Origin of the sequence: Methylobacterium sp. EM32 (assembly GCF_040593685.1) — a bacterium.
Taxonomy (GTDB): Bacteria; Pseudomonadota; Alphaproteobacteria; order Rhizobiales; family Beijerinckiaceae; genus Methylobacterium.
Genome location: NZ_JBEXZS010000266.1, coordinates 25,170 through 43,927, shown reverse-complemented (window position 1 = coordinate 43,927; position 18,758 = coordinate 25,170). Strand labels below are relative to the sequence as shown.

The 18,758-nt window shown below is 71.3% G+C and carries 15 protein-coding genes; 5 read left to right on the top strand and 10 right to left on the bottom strand.

Annotation, left to right across the window (positions count from 1 at the left end; all coding sequences use genetic code 11):
* Positions 1-213: 213 nt before the first annotated feature.
* The 8 genes from ABZT49_RS33170 to ABZT49_RS33135 all read right to left on the bottom strand — a co-directional run bounded on the left by ABZT49_RS33170 (position 214) and on the right by ABZT49_RS33135 (position 10,728).
* Complete coding sequence (locus ABZT49_RS33170) at positions 214-1,176, bottom strand: amidohydrolase family protein (RefSeq protein ID WP_355292723.1); 963 nt, start codon at positions 1,174-1,176, stop codon at positions 214-216.
* A 33-nt stretch (positions 1,177-1,209) separates the two neighbouring features.
* The gene (locus ABZT49_RS33165) at positions 1,210-2,139 is read right to left on the bottom strand and encodes an amidohydrolase family protein (RefSeq protein WP_355292721.1); all 930 of its coding nucleotides are present in this window, start codon (positions 2,137-2,139) and stop codon (positions 1,210-1,212) included.
* 8 nt (positions 2,140-2,147) lie between these two features.
* Positions 2,148-3,065, bottom strand: coding sequence for an SMP-30/gluconolactonase/LRE family protein (locus ABZT49_RS33160; protein ID WP_355292719.1), 918 nt, complete (start codon positions 3,063-3,065; stop codon positions 2,148-2,150).
* Positions 3,066-3,095: 30 nt separating this feature from the next.
* Positions 3,096-4,370 carry an MFS transporter gene (locus ABZT49_RS33155; protein WP_355292730.1) on the bottom strand — a complete coding sequence of 425 codons (1,275 nt, stop codon included), beginning with the start codon at positions 4,368-4,370 and terminating at the stop codon, positions 3,096-3,098.
* Positions 4,371-4,449: 79 nt separating this feature from the next.
* Positions 4,450-5,124 carry an RraA family protein gene (locus ABZT49_RS33150; RefSeq protein WP_355292717.1) on the bottom strand — a complete coding sequence of 225 codons (675 nt, stop codon included), beginning with the start codon at positions 5,122-5,124 and terminating at the stop codon, positions 4,450-4,452.
* Positions 5,125-5,378: 254 nt separating this feature from the next.
* Positions 5,379-6,287: a DUF1932 domain-containing protein gene (locus ABZT49_RS33145; RefSeq protein WP_355292716.1), complete on the bottom strand. Its 909-nt coding sequence runs from the start codon at positions 6,285-6,287 to the stop codon at positions 5,379-5,381.
* Positions 6,288-6,310: 23 nt separating this feature from the next.
* The gene (locus ABZT49_RS33140; RefSeq protein WP_355292714.1) at positions 6,311-9,361 is read right to left on the bottom strand and encodes an FAD-binding and (Fe-S)-binding domain-containing protein; all 3,051 of its coding nucleotides are present in this window, start codon (positions 9,359-9,361) and stop codon (positions 6,311-6,313) included.
* Positions 9,362-9,393: 32 nt separating this feature from the next.
* Positions 9,394-10,728, bottom strand: a complete 1,335-nt coding sequence (locus tag ABZT49_RS33135) for an MFS transporter (RefSeq protein ID WP_355292712.1) — start codon at positions 10,726-10,728, stop codon at positions 9,394-9,396.
* A gap of 191 nt (positions 10,729-10,919) precedes the next feature.
* Between ABZT49_RS33135 and ABZT49_RS33130 the strand changes: the two genes are divergently transcribed.
* Both ABZT49_RS33130 and ABZT49_RS33125 read left to right on the top strand, forming a co-directional pair.
* A complete protein-coding gene (locus ABZT49_RS33130; protein ID WP_355292710.1) occupies positions 10,920-11,618 on the top strand; it encodes an IclR family transcriptional regulator in 699 nt (232 codons plus the stop codon).
* Between the two features lie 268 nt (positions 11,619-11,886).
* The gene (locus ABZT49_RS33125) at positions 11,887-12,945 is read left to right on the top strand and encodes an HPP family protein (RefSeq protein ID WP_355292728.1); all 1,059 of its coding nucleotides are present in this window, start codon (positions 11,887-11,889) and stop codon (positions 12,943-12,945) included.
* 153 nt (positions 12,946-13,098) lie between these two features.
* Here ABZT49_RS33125 and ABZT49_RS33120 read toward each other — a convergent pair whose 3' ends face one another.
* On the bottom strand, positions 13,099-13,530 hold the full coding sequence (locus ABZT49_RS33120; RefSeq protein WP_355292727.1) for a group III truncated hemoglobin: 432 nt from the start codon (positions 13,528-13,530) through the stop codon (positions 13,099-13,101).
* A gap of 372 nt (positions 13,531-13,902) precedes the next feature.
* On the opposite strand from ABZT49_RS33120, the gene ABZT49_RS33115 reads away from it, so the two are divergent.
* The 3 genes from ABZT49_RS33115 to ABZT49_RS33105 are packed head-to-tail and all read left to right on the top strand — an operon-like array spanning position 13,903 to position 17,677.
* A complete protein-coding gene (locus ABZT49_RS33115; RefSeq protein WP_355292708.1) occupies positions 13,903-15,180 on the top strand; it encodes a selenium-binding protein SBP56-related protein in 1,278 nt (425 codons plus the stop codon).
* A gap of 5 nt (positions 15,181-15,185) precedes the next feature.
* Positions 15,186-15,869, top strand: a complete 684-nt coding sequence (locus ABZT49_RS33110; RefSeq protein WP_355292706.1) for an SCO family protein — start codon at positions 15,186-15,188, stop codon at positions 15,867-15,869.
* Between the two features lie 20 nt (positions 15,870-15,889).
* The gene (locus ABZT49_RS33105; protein ID WP_355292705.1) at positions 15,890-17,677 is read left to right on the top strand and encodes a cache domain-containing protein; all 1,788 of its coding nucleotides are present in this window, start codon (positions 15,890-15,892) and stop codon (positions 17,675-17,677) included.
* Here ABZT49_RS33105 and ABZT49_RS33100 read toward each other — a convergent pair.
* A complete protein-coding gene (locus tag ABZT49_RS33100; RefSeq protein WP_355292725.1) occupies positions 17,667-18,644 on the bottom strand; it encodes an ABC transporter substrate-binding protein in 978 nt (325 codons plus the stop codon). The two genes, ABZT49_RS33105 and ABZT49_RS33100, sit on opposite strands and share 11 nt — an antisense overlap.
* Between the last annotated feature and the right edge of the window lie 114 nt (positions 18,645-18,758).

The window sequence follows — 18,758 nt, the reverse complement described above, 5'->3', positions numbered from 1 at the left end:
TCCCATCTCGAACTCGGCCGTTAACCGCCCCAGCGCCTATGGTACTGTGTCTCAAGACACGGGAGAGTCGGTCACCGCCAGACCTGCCAAGCACGTACACCCTCCCTCGTCACGACCCTCACGACGAAGCCCGCCCGAGCTCACGCTTGGCGGGCTTCGTCGCGTTCAGGCGCCCTCGCCTGCCGAAGCGGAGGATATCGCCCCGCCCGCCGGTCACGATCGTCCGAAGTCGTAGAGCGTCGCCGGGTTGTCGACGAGGATGCGCTGCCGCGCGGCCTCGCTCGGAGCCCACTCGGCCAGGAGGTCGAACAGGCCGGCATCGTCCGGCATGTGCTTCTCGCCGCGATGGGGCCAGTCGCTGCCCCAAACCATGCGCTCCGGCGCCGCCTTCGCGAACAGCTTGGCGATAGGGGTCGCGTCCGCGTAGGCCGGTGGACCACTTGTGGTGTTGAGGTAGGCGCCCGACAGCTTCATCCAGGTCCGGCCGTTGTCGAGGAGCCTGCGGACGACCGGGACGGCGCGGTGGTCGAGCCCCTGCCCCGGCAGCAGGCGGGCGAGATGGTCGATCACCAGCGGGGTCGGCAGGCGCGCCAGGACCTCGGCATGGTCGGCGATCTGGTCACCGGTCATGTAGACCTGGACGTGCCAGCCGAGGGGCTGGACCTTCCGGGCCATCGTCTCCAGGCGCTCCGCCGTGGTGACGCCCCAGGATTGCGGCGTCACGAAGTTCACCCGGATGCCGACAGCGCCCCGGGCGGCCATGTCCTTGAGCTCGGCCTCGGTCACGTCGAGATCGACGACCACGACGGCGCGGGCGGCGGCGCCGAGCTGCGCCACCCCGTCGAGGGTGGCACGGTTGTCGATGCCGTAGGTCGACGGGGTGACGACGACCGTGCGACTGGTCCCGATGCGCGTCTGGAACAGGCGGTAGGCCGCGACGTCGCTGTCGGCGACCGGCTGGCCCTTCCAGTGCGGCGAAGCGGGAAAGCGCGTCGAGAAGATGTGGATGTGCGAGTCGCAGGCGTTCAGCGGCACCGCCGTCTTCGACGGCTCGGTGCCGGCGGAGAACGGCACGGCGCCTTGCGCGAAGGCCTCGCGGCCCCGCAGCCCGACGAGTGCTGCGCCGGTCGCGGTCGCCTGCAGAATGTCGCGCCGCGACAGGGTGAATGCTCTCACAATGGTCTCCCGATGATGAGGGGCGGGCCGCGCTCAGAAGCCGTAGAGCCGGGCCGGGTTCGAGACGAGGATCTTGGCCTGGACGGTCGGATCGGGCGCCCACTCCGCCAGGAGGTCGAGGAGCCCGGCATCGTCGGGCTTGGCCTCGGCCGGCGCCGTCGGGTGCGGCCAGTCGGAGCCCCAGACCAGCCGCTCGGGCGCGAGGGCGACGTAGGCGCGGGCGAGCCGGCCGCGATCGGCGTAAGCCGGCGGGCCGGACTTCGACAGGATGTAGGCGCCGGTGAGCTTCACCCAGGCGCCGCGCGTCGCGATCAGGTCGGCGATCACCCGGAAGGCCGGATGGTCGGGCCCGGCCGGCTCGGGCAGGTGGCCCATATGGTCGAACACCACCGGGACAGCTAGGCGCTCCAGCACGTCCTTCAGCGTGACGATCGTTTCACCCTCGGAGACGAGCTGGATGTGCCAGCCGAGATCGGCGATCTTGCGGGCGACCGGTTCGAGATCGGCGATCGGTGCGCCGCCCGGCAGGCGCGTGCCGAAGCGCACGCCGCGGATGCCGGCCGTGTCGAGGCGGCGCAGCTCGTCCGGCGCGACGCTCGCGTCGAGCATCGCGACGCCGCGCGCGCTCGGCCCGAAGGCTTTCAGCGATTCGACCAGCAGCCGGTTGTCGGTGCCGTAGGTCGAGGGCTGCACCACGACGTTGCGGGTAAGGCCGAGGCGGCGCTGCAGGGCCCGGTAATCGTCGACGCTCGCGTCCGGCGGTCGCAGGGTGGCCGCCGGCGCCGCGGGAAAACGGGCGTCGTAGATGTGGTGGTGGCAATCGGTGGCGTTCGCCGGGACGGCGATCCGGGGGCGCTCCGCGCCGGCGGACCAGCGCACGGCCTGGGCCGCCGCCGGGCCGGCACCGAGCGCGAGCCCGGCCGCCAGAAGCGCGAGGTGGTCGCGCCGCGTCATCTCGGTCATCGGGTTCCTCAGGCGTGCGAGAACAGGGCCTGGCCCGGAGCCGGCATCGGCGCCGTCAGGATGGTGCCCGTGGCGGACTCGGTGATGAACAGCGTCGTCCGGTCCGGCCCGCCATAGGCGATATTGGTGGTCGAGATGCCGGCGTGGGACTTCACCCGCAGGAGCGGCTCGGCCACCGGCGACAGGCGCCAGATCGAGCCGAAGCCCGTATGGGCGACGATCAGGCAGCCTTCCTCGTCGAGGGCGATGCCGTCCGGCCCGCCCATCCCGCCGTGGAGCTGGGCGAAGACGCCGACCTTCGCGACGAGGCCGCTGCCGTTCAGCGGGATGCGCCAGACCTGCTGCGCCCGGGTGACGGCGACGAACAGGTTCTTCATCGCGGTGTCGATCACGATGCCGTTCGGGCTCGGCACGGTGTCGATCAGGCAGGTCAGCTCGCCGGAGGCGCGCAGGCGGTAGACGCGGCCCGTCGGGTCCTGCAGGCCGGTCTGGCCTTGGTCGGTGAAGTAGAGGTCGCCGTTCGCCGCGAAGGTGAGGTCGTTGACGCCCCGGAACCCCTCCGACCCGGCATTCTCCAGGAACGGCGTCACCGAGCCCGAATCGGGATCGAGCCGCATGATCCCCCGCTTGTAGCAGGTGATGAAGATCCGCCCGTCGCGATGGATCTTCACGCCGTTCGGCCAGCCGTCATACTCGGCGACGAGGTCCCAGGCCCCGGCCGGATCGATGCGGAAAATCCGGCCGTGCGGGATGTCGGTGACGTAGAGCCGGCCCTGGCGATCGAAGACCGGGCCTTCGAGGAAGGAATCGATCGCCTCGCCGCCGCGGTTGGCGTCGGCCCAGGCGGTGGGCTTGGGCTTGCGGTAACGGTCTGGCAGGCGGGTGAAGGTCTCGGCCGTGACGATTGGCGGGGGAGAGAAGAACATCGCGGACCTCGGAAATTCGTGTTCGGGAGGTCAGGCCACCACGGCCTGTGCCCGCACCGCGCGGGCATGCGAGCGGCTGATCGCCAGCACGCTGACCGCCGCGGCGACGTCGAGGAGCGCGACGGGGAGAAGGCCGAGGGCGAAGCTGCCGGTCGCGGTCTTCACCAGGCCGACGATGTTCACCATCAGGCCGCCGCCGATCAGGTTGGCGATGGCGTTGATGCCGGCGAGGCCCGCCGCGAGCGTCCCGGCCGAGAGCCACCCGGCTGAGAGCGCCCAGAACGGCCCCTTGAAGGCGTAGGCGCCGACGAGCGCGAACGAGACCGCCACGATCGTCATCGTGAGGCCGCCGGCGAGGTTGAGGGCGGCGAGCCCGATGCCGGCGAGAAGCAGCGGGATCGCGGTGTGCCAGGTGCGCTCGGCGCGGCGGTCCGAGTGGCGGCCCCACAGGATCATCAGCACCGTGGCGATGCCGTAGGGCACCGAGTTGACGAAGCCGGTCTGGAGATTCGTGAGCCCGAACGACTTGATGATCTGCGGTTGCCACACCGAGAGCGTGCTGCCGGTGGCCGAGGCGCCGGCGCAGACCAGCGCCATGGTGAGGAAGTACTTGTTGCGCGCCAGGCCCCAGAGCGAGATGTGGCCGACCGGCGTCCTGCCCGCGGCCTCCGTCGCGAGGCGGGACACCAGCCAGTCGCGCTCGGCGGGCTTGAGCCAGGTCGCGTCCTTCGGCTTGTCGGTGAGCACGAATAGGCAGGCGATGCCGAGCAGCACGGTCGGCAGGCCCTCCAGCACGAACAGCCACTGCCAGCCGCGCAGGCCGAGGAGACCGTCGAGTTCGAGCAGCGTGACCGAGAGCGGCGAGCCCAAAAAGGTCGCGAGCGGGATCGAGACGGTGAAGGTGGCGAGCACCCGGGCCCGGTAGCGGCTCGGCAACCAGTAGGTCAGGTAGAGGATCGCGCCCGGGAAGAACCCGGCCTCGGCCGCACCCAGGACGAAGCGCATCGCGTAGAGCGAATATGGCCCGACAACGAGCGCCATGCCCATCGTCACCAGGCCCCATGTGATCATGATCCGGGCGATCCAGCGCCGCGCCCCGACGCGTTGCAGCGCCAAGTTGCTCGGCACCTCGACCAGGAAGTACGAGACGAAGAACAGGCTCGCGGCGAAACCGAACATCGCCGGCGTCAGCCCGAGATCGTGGTTCATCTGCAGGGCGGCGAAGCCGACGTTCACCCGGTCGAGCAGGGCGAAGAAGTAGCAGACCATCAGGAACGGCACGAGCCGGAGGATCACCCGGCGCATGGTCGTCGCTTCGAGGGTCTGATTGTCGTCTGTGGTGGCGCTCACGTCCCGTCCTCCCGTTCTTGGTCTTGTCTGACGATCAGAGGCCTTCGCAGCCGGCCTTCTCGAGTTCGCGCTCGACCCACGAGCGGTCGACGGTGCCGGCCTTGATCGCCGCCATGGTCTTGGCCTCGCCCTGCTGCTTCTTGTCGGCTGCGGCGAAAACCGTTTCCGTGAGGTCGTACGGCACGCAGACGAAGCCATCGTCGTCGCCGACGATCAGGTCGCCGGGCTCGATCACCATCCCGTCGATGGCGATCGTGCCGTTCACCTCGCCGGGACCGCTCTTGTACGGCCCGCGATGGGTCACGCCGGCGGCGTAGACCGGAAAGGCGTTCGCCTTGATCCAACCGAAGTCGCGGACGGCGCCGTCGACGATCACGCCCGCGCAGCCGACCTGCTGGGCATGCGAGAGCATGAGCTCGCCGAGGATCGCGTTGGTCAGGTCGCCGCCCGCATCGACGACGATTACGTCGCCCGGCTTCACGCGGTTGAGGGCGGCATGGACCATGAGGTTGTCGCCCGGGCGCGACTTCACGGTCAGTGCGACGCCGCAGAGCACGCCGCCGGCATGCATCGGCCGAAGCCGCGGCCCGCCATGCGTCATGCGCCCCATCGAGTCGCTGATGTTGGCGACCGCGATCGCCTTGAATTTTTCGACCGTGGCGGCGTCGACCGTGCGGGTGCGGGGATGGATCTTGAAGCCGATGGACATGGGGTGCTTTCCGTGGTTGCAGGCTGTGCGATGGGCTCGACGATCCTGCTCCCCACTCAGTCATTCCGGGGCCGCGCAGCGGAGCCCGGAATCCAGACACTCAGGTGGGGCAGGATGAAGCGGAACACTGTCCGCTTTGTTCTGAAGAACTCAGCCTTTCTGGATTCCGGGCTCCGCTGCGCGGCCCCGGAATGACGATGGAGGATATGAAATATCTCGGTGGAGAACTGGTTCTGATCAGCAATCGATCAGGATTACTTCTTAGCCTGCAGCCCCGCCTTCTCCGCCATAGCCTCCAGCGCCTCCTGGTAGGTGCCGGGCACGATGCCGCCGAAATGGTCCTTGAGGCCGAGGCTCTCCTTCCAGCGCAGGCGCTGGGCGATGGCGCGGGCCATGATCGGCTCGACGCCCGAATCGGCGACCGCCTCGGCCGACATCTCCAGCTCCTCGGCCCGGCGCTTGGCGTGGATGACGCCCGACGGGGTGAGGCTCTTGACCGTGTCCATCCAGGGACGATTCAGGGTCTTCGAGGCGGAGGCGAGCACGATCTCGTCGATGCCGTATTGGCGCGCGGCGAGCAGCATCTCGTCGTGCAGGGCCTCGATGCCCTTGATCAGGACCGAGCGCAGGATCTTGATGCCGGACGCCGTGCCGAGGGTCGGGCCGGTGAACTCGATCTGCATGCCCCAGGGCACCAGGAGGTCGCGCACCCGCTCGCCGGCGGGCCCGCTCGACAGCATCCGCATGGAATAGCCGTGCAGCGGCGTGCCCTCGATCGAGCCGTCGCCGAGGAGCGCGCCGGTGGCGGAGAGCCGCTCGGCGACCGCCTGCTTCACCTTCGGGGTGGCGGAGGCGAAGTCGAGGAAGGTGTGGCGGTCCGTCAGCACCGGCGCGAAAGCCTCGGCACTCTCGACCGAGGCGACGCCGGGGGTCACGCTGACAATCAGGTCGGCGGCCTCGGCGAGCGCGGCGTTCGAGCGCACCAGGGTGACCCCGGCCTCCCGCGCCCGGCCCTGGATCAGGGCGGCATAGGGGCCGTCGAAGGCGTACTTGTCGTAGCAGGCGATGGATTCCAGGCCGGCGCCGCGCAGGCCGGCCCCGAGGGTGCTGCCGATCTCGCCGTAGCCGACGAGGCCGAGCCTGAATTGCGTGCGCTCCGTCATGATGATCTCCTGTGATGTCAGGTTCAGCGCACCGCCTCGACGAGGCGGGGCGCGGGATTTCTTGTCGCGAGGTGGTCGCGCAGGATCTCGACCGGGTGCGGCAGCCGCACGCCGTCGATGATCTTGGCCTGCGAGCGGCAAGAATAGCCGTCGGCGAGGAGGCGGCCGGTCCGGCCCTTCTCGGCCACGGGCTTGGCCCAGCTGAGGCCGTAGATGCGCTCGGAGGTCGCCCGGTTCTCGGCCTCGTGACCGTAGGTGCCGGCCATGCCGCAGCAGCCGGAGGGCAGAACGGCGAGGCGCAGGCCCAGCGCCCGGAAGACGCCCGCCCATTCCGCCACGGCGGCCTGCGCCGTCGCCCGCTCGGTGCAGTGCGGCAGGAGCCAGTAGGGCTCGCCGGCGGGCGCGGGCGTGACGCCGTCGAGGCGCGCGGCGAGCCATTCCTGGACGAGGCGGACCTGCAGCAGGTCGCGGCCCGGCAGGGCCTGCCGGTACTCCGACCGGTAGGTCAGCGTCATCGACGGGTCGAGGCCGATCAGCGCGATGCCGGTCGCGGCGATCGTGTCGAGGTCGGCGGCGTTCGCGGCCGCCACCCGTTCGAACGCCCTGAGGAAGCCGTGGACGTGCAGCGGCTTGCCGTTCGGGCGGTAGGGCGCGAGCCAGGGCCGGATGCCGAGGCCGATCAGGAGGTCGAGCAGGGCCAGCAGGACCGGCGTGTCGTAGTGGCTGGTGAAGGCGTCCTGCACCACGACGACGCTCGCCAGCCGCTCGGCGGGGGTGAGCCGCGCCAGCGCGCCCGGATCGGCGAGGGCGACGCCGCGGCACGCCATCTCCCGACCGAGATCGATGCCCGACAGGGTCGGGGCATGGACGAGCCCGACCGCCCTCCCCGCCCCGAGCCGCGTCGCGGCGTTGACGATCCGCGGCACGCGGGCGAGCCAGGGGGCCAGCGGCTCCAGGGCCGCGATGGCGTAGTGGCGCAGGGGCCGCAGGTAGCGGCCGTGGTAGAGTTCGAGGAATTTCGCCCGGAAGGTCGGGACGTCGACCTTGATCGGGCACAAGCCCGTGCACGACTTGCAGGCGAGGCACCCGGCCATCGCCTCGTGTACCTCATGGGAGAAATCGTCCCGCCGCCGCAGGGTCGCGGCGAGGCGGGCCGGGAAGCTGCGCCAGGCAGCCTGCGCGCGCGAGGCCAGGGCCTCCGCCGGCGGGTCGAAGCCCTGCTCGGCGAGGCGGCGCAGCCACTCGCGCATCAGCTGGGCGCGGCCCTTGGGCGAGTGCCGGCGCTCCCGCGTGCCCTTCCAGGACGGGCACATCGCCTCGTCCGGATCCCAGGAGAAGCAGGCGCCGTTGCCGTTGCAATGCAGCGCCTCGTCGTAGGCGGCCCGGACCGCGGGCGGGATCGCCCGGTCGTGGCCGCCCTTGGTCGGCACGCCGTCGATGGTGAGGAGCGCGCCGCCCGCGGGGGCCGCGATCTTGCCCGGATTGAACTGGTTCCTCGGGTCGAAGGCGGCCTTCACCGCCTGGAGCACCGGGTAGAGCGGGCCGAACACTTTTGGCGAGAACTCGGAGCGCACGCCCTTGCCGTGCTCGCCCCACAGGAGCCCGCCGTATTTCTGCGTCAGCGCGACGACCTCCTCGGTGACCGCGCGCACCAGGGCCTCGGCGCCGGGCGCCTTCATGTCGATCGCCGGGCGTACGTGCAGCACGCCGGCATCGACGTGGCCGAACATGCCGTAGTCGAGGCCGCGCCGGTCGAGGGCGCCGCGGAACTCGGCGATGAAGTCGGCGAGGTGCTCCGGCGGAACCGCGGTGTCCTCCACGAAGGCGATCGGACGCGCCTCGCCCTTGCGGTTGCCGAGGAGGCCGACCGCCTTCTTGCGCATCGTCCAGAGGCGGCCGACCTCGGCCTCGCCCCGCGCCACCGTGTAGCCGCGCCGCCCGGCCGCGGATCCGTCTAAGTCGAGGGTCGCGGTGAGGCGGGCGAGTGCCGCCTCGACCGCGGCTTCGCCATCGCCGACGAACTCGACGAGGTTGACGCCGCGGGCACGCTCGCCCGCATCCTCGGGGAAGTAGGCCGCGACGCCGTCCCAGACGGGATCGCCCTGTGCCAGCGCCAGCACCGTCGAATCGACCGTCTCGATCGAGGCTGCCCCGCTCCCCGCCAGCGCCCGCGCGTCGCGGAGCGCCGCGTCGAAGCTCCCGTAGCGCAGGACGACGAGAGCCCTGTGGCTCGGCAGCGGCAGGACGGCGAGCGTCGCCTCCGCGATGAGGCCGAGCGTGCCCTCCGAGCCGCACAACACCGCGTTGAGGTCGAACCGCCCATCGGCGCGGCGAATATGGGCGAGGTCGTAGCCGGTGAGGCAGCGGTTGAGCGGGGGAAACCGCTCGGCGATGAGCGCCGCGTTCTCGCGCTGGAGCCGGTCGACCTCCCGGTGGATCGCGCCGGCCCGGCCAGCCTGAGCCTTCGCCGCGTCGAGCCCGGCTTCGTCCAAGGGCTCGGAGTGCCAGACCGTGCCGTCGGACAGGATCGTGGTCAGCGCCAGCACATGGTCGCGGGTCTTGCCGTAGAGGCAGGAGCCCTGGCCGCACGCATCGGTCGAGATCATGCCGCCGATCGTGGCGCGGTTCGAGGTCGAGAGCTCGGGGGCGAAGAATAGCCCGTAGGGTTTGAGCGCCGCGTTGAGCTGGTCCTTGACGACGCCGGCCTCGACCCGGACCGTGCGGGCGGCCGGATCGATCGCCAGGATGCGGTTCATGTGCCGCGAACAATCGACCACGAGGCCGTCGGTGAGGGACTGGCCGTTGGTGCCGGTGCCGCCGCCGCGGGGGGCGATCCGGATCTCCGCGAAGCGGTCCTCCGCCAGGAGCTTGGCGATCAGCACGAGGTCGTCGCGCTCGCGCGGGAAGGCGACGGCTTGCGGCGTGAGCTGGTAGATCGAGTTGTCGGTCGCCAGCACGGTGCGGTCGGCGGGCGACAGGGACAGGTCGCCGGCGAAGCCCCGCGCCCGCAGCTCGGCGCAGAAGGCCGCGTGGAGCGACGCCGTCTCGGGCTTGGAAGGCAGGCGCGGGATCATGGTGTCGGGCTTTCCGCTTCAAGGTCCCGGCGTCAGGCCGGGATCGCGGCGGGCAGGTCGGCGCGGCGGGCGCGCCGGCCGAAGGCGAGCATCAGGGCGGCGCCGGCGAGCAGGCAGAGGCCGACCGCCACCAGCGGCGCGGTGAAGCCGCCCGAGAGGTCGCGCACCAGGCCGATCATGTACGGCCCGGCAAAGCCTCCGAGATTGCCGATCGAGACGATCATGGCGATCCCGCCGGCGGCGGCCCGCCCGGTGAGGAAGCTGGAGGGCACCGCCCAGAAGGTGGCGACGAAGGAGTTGATGCCCATCACCGCCACGCAGAGCGCCGCGATGGTGAGGAAGGGCGAGGGGGTGAAGGCGCTGGCGATCAGCGCGGCGGCGCCGACGAGGAGCGAGATCGCCGGGTAGATCGTCCGGTCGCTGCCGCGGTCGGACATCCGGCCCCACACCACCATCGCAACCGCGCCGCAGATGTAGGGGATCGCCGTCACCACTCCGACGAGGGAGGTGGCGAGCCCCAGCTGCTTGATGATCTGCGGCAGCCACAGGCCGATGCCGAGCGAGCCGACGATGGCGCAGAAGTTGATGCAGGCGAGCATCAGCACGCGCCAGTTCCGCAGCGCCTGGGCGAGCGTCATCTTGTGCTTCTGCTCGATCAAAGCCTTCTCGGCCGCGAGCTTCGCCACGAGGGCGTCGCGCTCGGGGGGCGTCAGCCAGGCCGCCTTCTCGGGCCGGTCGGTCAGGACGAACAGGCAGGCGATGCCCAGAGCCACCGCCGGCAGCGCCTCGAGGATCAGGAGCCACTGCCAGCCCTTGAGCCCGAAACCCTCGACCTGGATCAGCGCCCCCGAGATGGGCGAGCCGATGATGTTGGCGACCGGGATGCCGAGCAGGAACAGGGCGGTCGCCCGCGCCCGCACCGCCGAGGGGAACCACAGGCTGAGATACAGGAACACGCCCGGCACGAAGCCAGCCTCGCCGAGCCCCAGCAAGAAGCGAGCGATGCCGAACTGCACCGGACCGGTGACGAAGGCGGTCGCCGCCGAGACCAAGCCCCAGGTGATCATGATCCGGGCGATCCAGATCCGGGCGCCGACGCGCATCATGATCAGGTTGCTGGGGATCTCGGCGATGAAGTAGCCGAAGAAGAACAGGCCGGCGCCGACGCCGAACGCGGTCGCCGTGAGGCCGATATCCTTGTTCATCGTCAGCGCGGCGAAGCCGACATTCACGCGGTCGAGGTAGCTAACCACGTAGCAGACGAACAGGAACGGCAGGATGCGCCACATCATCTTGCGATGCAGCGCCGGCTCGTCGACCGCATCGGGCGGCGTGAATGCCGACTGTGCCGATCCTGCCCGCGTCATGGCGTCGTCTCCCTATAATTTTGCAACGGCGTTTCATTTTGAGTAGCCGCGTCGTCCGGACGGGTCAAGCGCGGGCCGGCATGCGCGAATGCCGCAGGGCTCGCGGCCGATGGCTCGGGCGTTTGGCGGCGGCGCGCGGCACCGCTAAGGGAGGCGTCCGCCCCGCCGGAACCGTGAGTGAGCGTGAGACGATGCCGAAAGAGGCCCGACCGAGACCCAAGCTCGAAGGCGTCGCCTCGGCGGAGCGGGTGCTGGCCGTCCTGACCGCGTTCCAGCGCGGCGACGACGCGCTCGAACTGACGGAGCTCGCCCGGCGCACGGAGCTCGTGAAGAGCACCATCATGCGGCTGTGCATCTCGCTCGAGAAGTTCGGCCTGATCGAGCGGCTCGACGACGGGCGCTACCGCCTCGGTGTGGAGGCGGCGCGGATCGGCTCGGTCTACCAGCAATCCTTCGCGCTGGAGGAGCGGGTGGTCCCGGTGCTGGAGCGGCTCGCGGCCGAATCCCTGGAGACGGCGTCGTTCTACATCCGCCGGGGGAACCAGCGGCTATGCCTGTTCCGGGCCGATTCGCCCTACCCTTTGCGCATGAACGTGCGCCCGGGCGACATGCGGCCGATGGACCAATCGGCGATCGCCCAGGTTCTGGCCGCCTTCGGCGAGCGGACGGCGCAGGCGAAGCCCGAATTGCCGCTCTACAGCTCGGGCATCACCGACCCGCACGTCGCCTCCCTGGCGATGCCGGTCTTCGGTGCCGGCGGCCGGCTGATCGGCGCCATGGCGCTGTCGGGCCCGTCCTCGCGCCTCACCGCCGAGCGGGCCGGCACCCTCGCCCCGCGGCTGCGCGAGGAGGCCGAGCGCCTGTCGTCCGAGCTGGGGGCGCAGACGTGACGCGGCGGGCGGGCCATCGCGAAGCGCGCCTGCGCGCGGGCCATCGAATGCCGTCATGACGGGCATGGTGCCGTCAATCTTTGCAAGCTGAAGCGGTGCTCGTAGAGGTGCGCCGATCGGCGCGGGGAGACCGGCGCCGTCACGCTCCGCCTTGTCGAGGAAGCCGGCCGGTATGAGGGGACCATCGCGCCTATCCGGGATCGTCGGGCCGTTGCGCTCCAATGGTCGCCGCTGGGGGAGCCGGCTGGTCAGGCCCCTGCTCCCGCCGATGCTGCCCGGCGCGACCCTGCGCGATCGCCTCGTCGCCTGCCTGGGCGCCCTGATAGGCATCGCCCTCACCGGGCTGATCAGCGGCTGGATGGTCGGCCAGGGGCCGCATATCCCGACGATCGTCGCGCCGATGGGCGCGAGCGCGGTGCTGCTCTTCGCCGTGCCCGCGAGCCCCCTGGCACAGCCCTGGTCGATCATCGGCGGAAACACGCTCTCGGCCCTGATCGGGGTGACCGCCGCGCATTTCATTCCCGATCCGGTGGCGGCGATCGGCGTCGGGGTGTCCGTCGCCATCGCCGTCATGTCGCTCACCCGCTGCCTTCACCCGCCCGGCGGCGCCGCGGCTTTGACCGCATTGATCGGCGGTCCGGCGGTCACCTCGTCCGGGTTCCTGTTCCCGTTCGTGCCGGTCGGCCTCAACTCGCTCATCCTGGTGGGGCTCGGCATCGTCTTCCACCGGCTCGCCCGGCGCCAGTACCCACACGTCCCGACCTCCGGCCCGGCCAATCCGCACGCTACCACCGACCTGCCCGCTCCGGTGCGCGTCGGGTTCCACGTCGAGGACATCGACGCGGCCCTGCTCGCCCTCGACGAGACCCTCGACATCGACCGCGCCGACCTCGACCGGCTGCTGCGCGAGGTCGAGCACAAGGCGCTCGTGCGGTCGCACGGAACGCTGACCTGCGCCGAGGTGATGTCGCGCGACGTGGTCACCGTCGCGGTGGACGCGCCGGTCGCGCGGGCGGTCGAGCTGCTGTTCAGGCACGATGTCCGCATCCTGCCGGTCGTGAACGAGGACGGCCGCCTCCTCGGCACCGTCGGCTTGCGCGAGCTGACCCGCGGACCGGCGGGCGACATCGCGCAGGCGATGTCCGCGGCCCGGATCGCGGGGCCGGACGAGCCGGCGGTGGCGCTGGTGCCGGCGCTGACCGACGGCCGCACCCACGCCGTCGTGGTGACCGCGCCGGACCGCAGGGTGCTGGGGATCGTGACCCAGACCGACATGCTCGCGACCCTGGCCCGTGCCGCTACCGCGCGGGTCCTGCTGACGTCGTGAGACCGGGGATGCGGTGAGCGGCCAGGGTGGGCCCAATTGTTGCAAGCACGACCCCTGTTGCGCACGCTCCGTCCGCAGGGAAGATTCCGATGACCGACTCGCCCCTGGGCCTCCACCTCCTGCACGCCGCCCTCATGGCGGCGAGCATGATGCTCACGTGGCAGGTCCACCGGTGGCAGACGGTCCGGCTCCGGAATCGGGCGCTCCCGCAATCTCGGGACGGAAGAACAGGCCGGCCTTGAGGCTGGCGCCGATCCGCTCGGCCCGGTCCAGCAGGGCGGCGACGTCCTCCGGTGTGAAATGCGCCGCCGCCGTCTCTTGGAACAGGGCGAGCCAGCGCGCGAAATGCTCCGGACGCAGGACGCCGAGGGCTTGGTGGCGGCCGAACGGATTGCCCTTGTAGCGGCCCGTCCTGAACAGCACCGACGACCAGAAGGCCTCGATCGTCGCCATGTGCCGCGGCCAGTCGGCGTCGGGAATCGCGGCCGCGAAGACCGGGCCGAGGAGCGGATCGCCGCGGACGCGCCCGTAGAAGGCCGCCAGGAAGGGGGCGAGGCTGTCGTCGTCCAACGCCGTGCGGGTCATTCCCATCAGATGCCCACCGGCGCGGGAAGCTGCAAGGGACGCGGCCCGGACGATGCGGGCCGGCACGACCTTATCGGTCCCGGCACGTCGGCATCATCGCCGAGCGTCCGGTAAAAACTTGGCTGCGACGCAACGATCGAAAAATGATCGATCTGCCGAGGTGCGGTCGGCTATACTGATACAATCGATTGACAGCCAGGCATAACCGGCAAAACATGGACACGGTCGCTATCTTGGCGGCGTCGCTCTCTGCGCCGGAGCGCTTATAACAGTAAAATATGTCCGGCGGATACGCGGTGATGTCGCTCGTGCGCGCGAGGGGAGGAAACCATGCGGGGACGCCGTGCAATCCCACGCCGCAGGATCGCTGCGATGCTGTGCGCCGCATCGCCCCTGGTGACCGTATTGCCTGTGCGCGCCGACGAGACCTGCCAGTCGCCCTACATGGCGAAGATCACCGGCATCGAGGATTTCGTCTATGTCTGGACCCTCGGGGTCGAGGGGCTGGGCGACGGCTCGGACAAGCTCGTCACGGTCGATGCCCGAGAATCCTCGCCCACCTTCGGCAAGCCGATCCATGCCGCCCCGGTCGGCGGCCGGCACGAGGCGCATCACGGCGGCTTCACCGACGACCGGCGCCAGTTCTGGGCCGCCGGCCTGTCGGACAGCCGGATCTTCATCTTCGACGTCGCGAGCGAGCCGGCCAGGCCCCGCCTCGTCAAGGTGATCGACGACTTTGTCGAGAGGAGCGGCGGCGCGGCCGGCCCGCACGGCGCCTACGCGCTGCCCGGCCGCATGCTGATCCCGAGCCTGTCGAACCGCGACGGCACCGGCCGGGCGGCTCTGGTCGAGTATTCGAACGAGGGCGAGTACGTCGCGACGCACTGGCTACCGACCGATGCGGAGCCGAACGGCGCCCGGATCGAGGGCGCGGCGGACGGCTACGGCTACGATGCCCGCGTGCTGCCGCGCCGCAACGTGATGCTGACCTCGTCCTTCACCGGGCTCGACAATTACATGCGTCCCCTCGGCGACCTGATGAAGGATGCCGAGGCGATGAAGCGCTTCGGCCAGACGATGGTGCTGTGGGACTTCCACGCCAGGAAGCCCCGCACCGTGCTCAGCGTGCCCGGGGTGCCGCTGGAGATCCGCTGGGCCTGGGGGCCGCAGCACACCTACGCCTTTACTTCGACCGCGCTGACCTCGAAGCTCTGGCTGGTGCGCGAGGACGCCGCCGGCGCCTGGAGCGCCAAGCCGGTGGCCGAGATCGGCGACCCCGCGAAGCTTCCGGTGCCGGTCGACATCAGCCTCTCGGCCGATGACCGCACCTTGTTCGTCGACACCTTCATGGACGGCACCACCCGCGTCTTCGACGTCTCCGATCCCGACCGGCCGCGGCAGATCTACGAGAAGAAGATCGGCGCGCAGCTGAATATGGTCTCGCAGAGCTGGGACGGGAAACGGATCTACTATACCAGCTCGCTGCTCGCGAACTGGGACAAGACCGGGGCGGAGAACGAGCAGTTCCTCAAGGCCTACACCTGGAACGGCAAGGAATTGGCGACGCGCTTCGCGATCGACTTCACCGCCGAGCGGCTCGGGCGGCCGCACATGATGGCGTTCGGCGCCGCCTCGCTCTACGGGCCGTGACGCCGATGCGAAGCCCCTCATTCTCTTCCTGCGCGGCGCTCCTCTTCACCGGCGCCCTCGCTCACGCTGCCCTCGCGCATGAGGGCCACGCGCCGCGGCCCGCCGCGGCCTCCGTCTTCCCCATCCCGGCGCCCGGGAGCTACCGCCTGCCGCCGATCAAGCCCGCGTCCGGCGGCACCGTCCTCGACGAGGCCGGCGCGCGCCGGGACCTCCTGGGGGAGCCCCGCCGCATCACCGTCCTGGCGCTGATCTACACGCGCTGCGGCGACGTCTGCCCGCTCGCCAGCGCCGACATGGCCCGGCTGCAGGACCTCGCCGCGAAGGATGTCGGGCTCGCGCGCCGGATGCGCCTCGTCACCCTGAGCTTCGACCCCGAGCACGACACGCCGGAGGTGATGCGCAGCTTCGCCGCCGCGTGGCGCTCCGCCGATCCAGCGGCGCCCGCCTGGGCCTTCCTGACGGCGCCCGATCGGGCCGCGCTCGCACCGATCCTCACGGCCTACGGGCAGCGCGTCGATGCCAGGGCCGATGGCGGGCTGAACCACGTCTTTCGCGCCTTCCTGATCGATCGCGGGGGCTCGGTCCGCAACATCTACAGCCTCGACTTCTTCGAGCCGGCGCTCGTCCTCACCGACATCCGCACGCTGCTCCTGGAGGAATCCGGCCCGGGAGGCACGCAGGGCCGCTGAATGGAGCGGGAGACGCGAACATGGTCAGGCCCGCGCTCGATCCGCGCCGGTCGCTCTTCGCCAAGTACTGCGTCGTGCTGTTCTCCGCGGTGGCGCTGCCGCTCTTCGCCAATGGTGGGCTCGAGGCGTGGTTCGGCACCCGCGACCGGCGCGATCAGCTCGACGCGCTCCTCGGCCTGGAGGCGCGGGACGCCGCCTTCCGCATCCAGGGCTTCATCGACACCATCCGCGGCCAGCTCGGCTGGATGGTGCAGCTGCCCTGGACTCCGGCCGCGGAGGAGTCCCAGCGGCTCGACGCCTTGCGCCTGCTGCGGCAGGTGCCGGCGATCGCGCAGCTCACCCTCGTCGACGGGGAGGGCCGCGAACGGCTGCAGGTCTCCCGCGTCAGCTTGAACCGCGCCGGGAGCGGCGCCGACCGTTCGGGCGATCCGGCGGTGGCCGGTGCCCGGAAAGCCCCGGCCGGTGCCACCCGGGCCTGGTACGGGCCGGTCACCTATCACCGCGGCTCCGAGCCGTTCATGACCGTGGCGGTGGCGGGCACCAGCGCCTCGGTCGGGGTGGCGGTGGCGGAGATCAACCTCAAGCTGATCCGGGAGGTGATCTCGGGCATCCGCGTCGGCGAGACGGGCCAAGCCTTCGTGCTCGATGGTCCGGGCCGGCTCGTCGCCCATCCGGATCTCAGCCTCGTGCTGCGCGGTGCCGACGATCCGGCGGCGCGCGCGCTCGCGGCCTTGCGCGCCGAGGCGCGGGTGGCCGGCGGCACCGCCACGGGCCGCGACAGCCTCGGCCGCCGCGTGATCGCCGCGACCGCGACGGTCCCCGGCGTCGACTGGACGGTGGTGGTGATGCAGCCCCTGGCGGAGGCGGTCGCGCCGATCGTGCGGGCGCTCCTGCGCATTGGCGCGCTGATCCTGCTCGGCCTCCTGTTCGCCGCCGCCCTCGCCTACGGGCTGGCGCGGCGCATGACCGGCCCGATTCGCCTGCTCGAGGAGGGCACGCAGCGGATCGGCGCCGGGGAGTTCGGGCACCGCATCGCCGTCGCCTCGGCGGACGAGCTCGGCCGGCTCGCCGCCCGGTTCAACGCGATGGCGCGCGACCTGGCCCTGTCGCAGGAGCGCGAGGAGCGCATCGGCCGCCTGAGGCGCTTCCTCGCGCCGCAGGTCGCCGAGCTCGTCGATCGTTGCGGCGACGACGGCGTGCTCGACGGGCGCCGCGTCGAGGTGGCGGTGGTGTTCGGCGACCTGCGCGGCTTCACCGCCTTCTCGGCCGCGGCGGCCCCCGAGACGGTGATCGAGGTCCTGGGCGAGTATTTCGCGGCGCTGGGCGGCGCGATCACGGCGCATGGCGCGACCCTCGTGACCTTCACCGGCGACGGCCTGATGGCGCTCGTCAACGCGCCGGTGCCGGTGTCCGACCCGGGACCCACGGCCATCCGGCTCGCCGTCGACATGCAGGCGGCCGTCCGCCCCCTCGCGGCGGCGTGGGACGCGCGGGGCTTTCGCCTCGGCTTCGGCGTCGGCGCCGCGATGGGGCCGGCGACCGTTGGGCGGATCGGCTGCGAGGGCCGCTCCGACTACACGGCGATCGGCCCGGTGGTGAACCTCGCCGCCCGGCTCTGCGCCGCGGCGGGGGACGCGCAGATCCTGGTCGATGCGACCCTGGCCGAGGCCGCGCCCGGAGCCTGCACCGTTACGCCCCTCGGGACGGTGCCGCTGAAAGGATGGGCGCGGGAGGTGCCGGTCTTCGGCGTCGACGGCGCGTCGCCGGCCGCGTCCGAACGAGGGCTCGCCGCCCCGCTCACTCGATGACCGTGTCGGCGCCGACGAGGAGCGAGGTCGGAATCGACAGCCCGAGGGTGGCGGCGGCCTTGAGGTTCACGAACAGCTCGACCTTCGTGACGAGCTGCACCGGCAAGTCGGCGGGCCGCTCGCCCTTGAGGACCCGGCCGGTATAGTGGCCGGCCAGCCGATGCGACTGGGTGAAGTCGCCGCCATAGCTCAGCAAGCCGCCGGCCAGCGGAAAATCCCGCGACTGCGTCACCGCCGGCAGGGCGTGGCGGCGCGCGAGGTCGGCGAGCAGCCGGCTGCGCCCGGCGAAGTACGGGTCGGAGGTGAAGACCAGTCCCCCGGGCCGCTCGGCCGCCGCGAAGATCGGCGCGAAATCCGCCTCGTCCCGGACCGGGGAGACCCGGAGTTGCACGCCGAGCGTCCCGGCGGCCTCGTGCAGGGCGCGCAGCTGCGAGGGCGCGGTCGGGCTCGTCGGGTTGAACGCCACCGCGAAGGACCGGGCGCCCGGCACGGCCTCGTGCAGGTATTCCAGCCGCTTGCCCGAGACCTCGACGCTCAGGCTCGACACGCCGGTGAGGTTGCCGCGCGGGCGCGCGAGATCCTGCACGACCCCGAGCGCGACCGGGTCTCCGCCCATCTCGAAGACGATCGGGATCGTCGCGGTGGCGGCCTTGGCGGCGAGCGCGACGGGCGCACCGCCCGGCGCCGCCAGCACCGCGACCCGGCGCGCGACCAGCTCCCGCGCGAGGTCCGGCAGCCGTTCGTAGCGCCCCTCGGCCCAGCGGAAATCGATCCCGACGTCGCGCCCCTCGACGAAGCCGGCCTCGGCGAGACCATCGCGGAAGGCGGCGAGCCGGCTGGCGAAGGGGCCGGGCGATTCGGGGCCGAGATAGCCGACGACCGGCAGCGCCGGATCGGCCTGCGCCCGCGCCGCGCGCCGGCAAGCGAGCATGCCCCCGAGTCCGGCCAGGACGGCGCGCCGCCGCAGCGGCGAGGCGGAGCGGGTCTCCCCGGGGTGTCGGTGCGGCGTCGTCATCTCAGGGCTATCCGAGACGGATCGGGACGCCGGCATGATAGGGAAATTCCTGTCGGCGCTGAACCC

What these genes read in the sequence shown, in the direction of transcription:
- ABZT49_RS33165 (WP_355292721.1), bottom strand. Translation starts at nt 2,139, where the DNA reads ATGACCGAGATGACGCGGCGCGACCACCTCGCGCTTCTGGCGGCCGGG.
- ABZT49_RS33160 (WP_355292719.1), bottom strand. Translation starts at nt 3,065, where the DNA reads ATGTTCTTCTCTCCCCCGCCAATCGTCACGGCCGAGACCTTCACCCGC.
- ABZT49_RS33155 (WP_355292730.1), bottom strand. Translation starts at nt 4,370, where the DNA reads ATGCGCCGGGTGATCCTCCGGCTCGTGCCGTTCCTGATGGTCTGCTAC.
- ABZT49_RS33150 (WP_355292717.1), bottom strand. Translation starts at nt 5,124, where the DNA reads ATGTCCATCGGCTTCAAGATCCATCCCCGCACCCGCACGGTCGACGCC.
- ABZT49_RS33145 (WP_355292716.1), bottom strand. Translation starts at nt 6,287, where the DNA reads ATGACGGAGCGCACGCAATTCAGGCTCGGCCTCGTCGGCTACGGCGAG.
- ABZT49_RS33140 (WP_355292714.1), bottom strand. Translation starts at nt 9,361, where the DNA reads ATGATCCCGCGCCTGCCTTCCAAGCCCGAGACGGCGTCGCTCCACGCG.
- ABZT49_RS33135 (WP_355292712.1), bottom strand. Translation starts at nt 10,728, where the DNA reads ATGACGCGGGCAGGATCGGCACAGTCGGCATTCACGCCGCCCGATGCG.
- ABZT49_RS33130 (WP_355292710.1), top strand. Translation starts at nt 10,920, where the DNA reads ATGCCGAAAGAGGCCCGACCGAGACCCAAGCTCGAAGGCGTCGCCTCG.
- ABZT49_RS33125 (WP_355292728.1), top strand. Translation starts at nt 11,887, where the DNA reads ATGCTGCCCGGCGCGACCCTGCGCGATCGCCTCGTCGCCTGCCTGGGC.
- ABZT49_RS33120 (WP_355292727.1), bottom strand. Translation starts at nt 13,530, where the DNA reads ATGACCCGCACGGCGTTGGACGACGACAGCCTCGCCCCCTTCCTGGCG.
- ABZT49_RS33115 (WP_355292708.1), top strand. Translation starts at nt 13,903, where the DNA reads ATGCTGTGCGCCGCATCGCCCCTGGTGACCGTATTGCCTGTGCGCGCC.
- ABZT49_RS33110 (WP_355292706.1), top strand. Translation starts at nt 15,186, where the DNA reads ATGCGAAGCCCCTCATTCTCTTCCTGCGCGGCGCTCCTCTTCACCGGC.
- ABZT49_RS33105 (WP_355292705.1), top strand. Translation starts at nt 15,890, where the DNA reads ATGGTCAGGCCCGCGCTCGATCCGCGCCGGTCGCTCTTCGCCAAGTAC.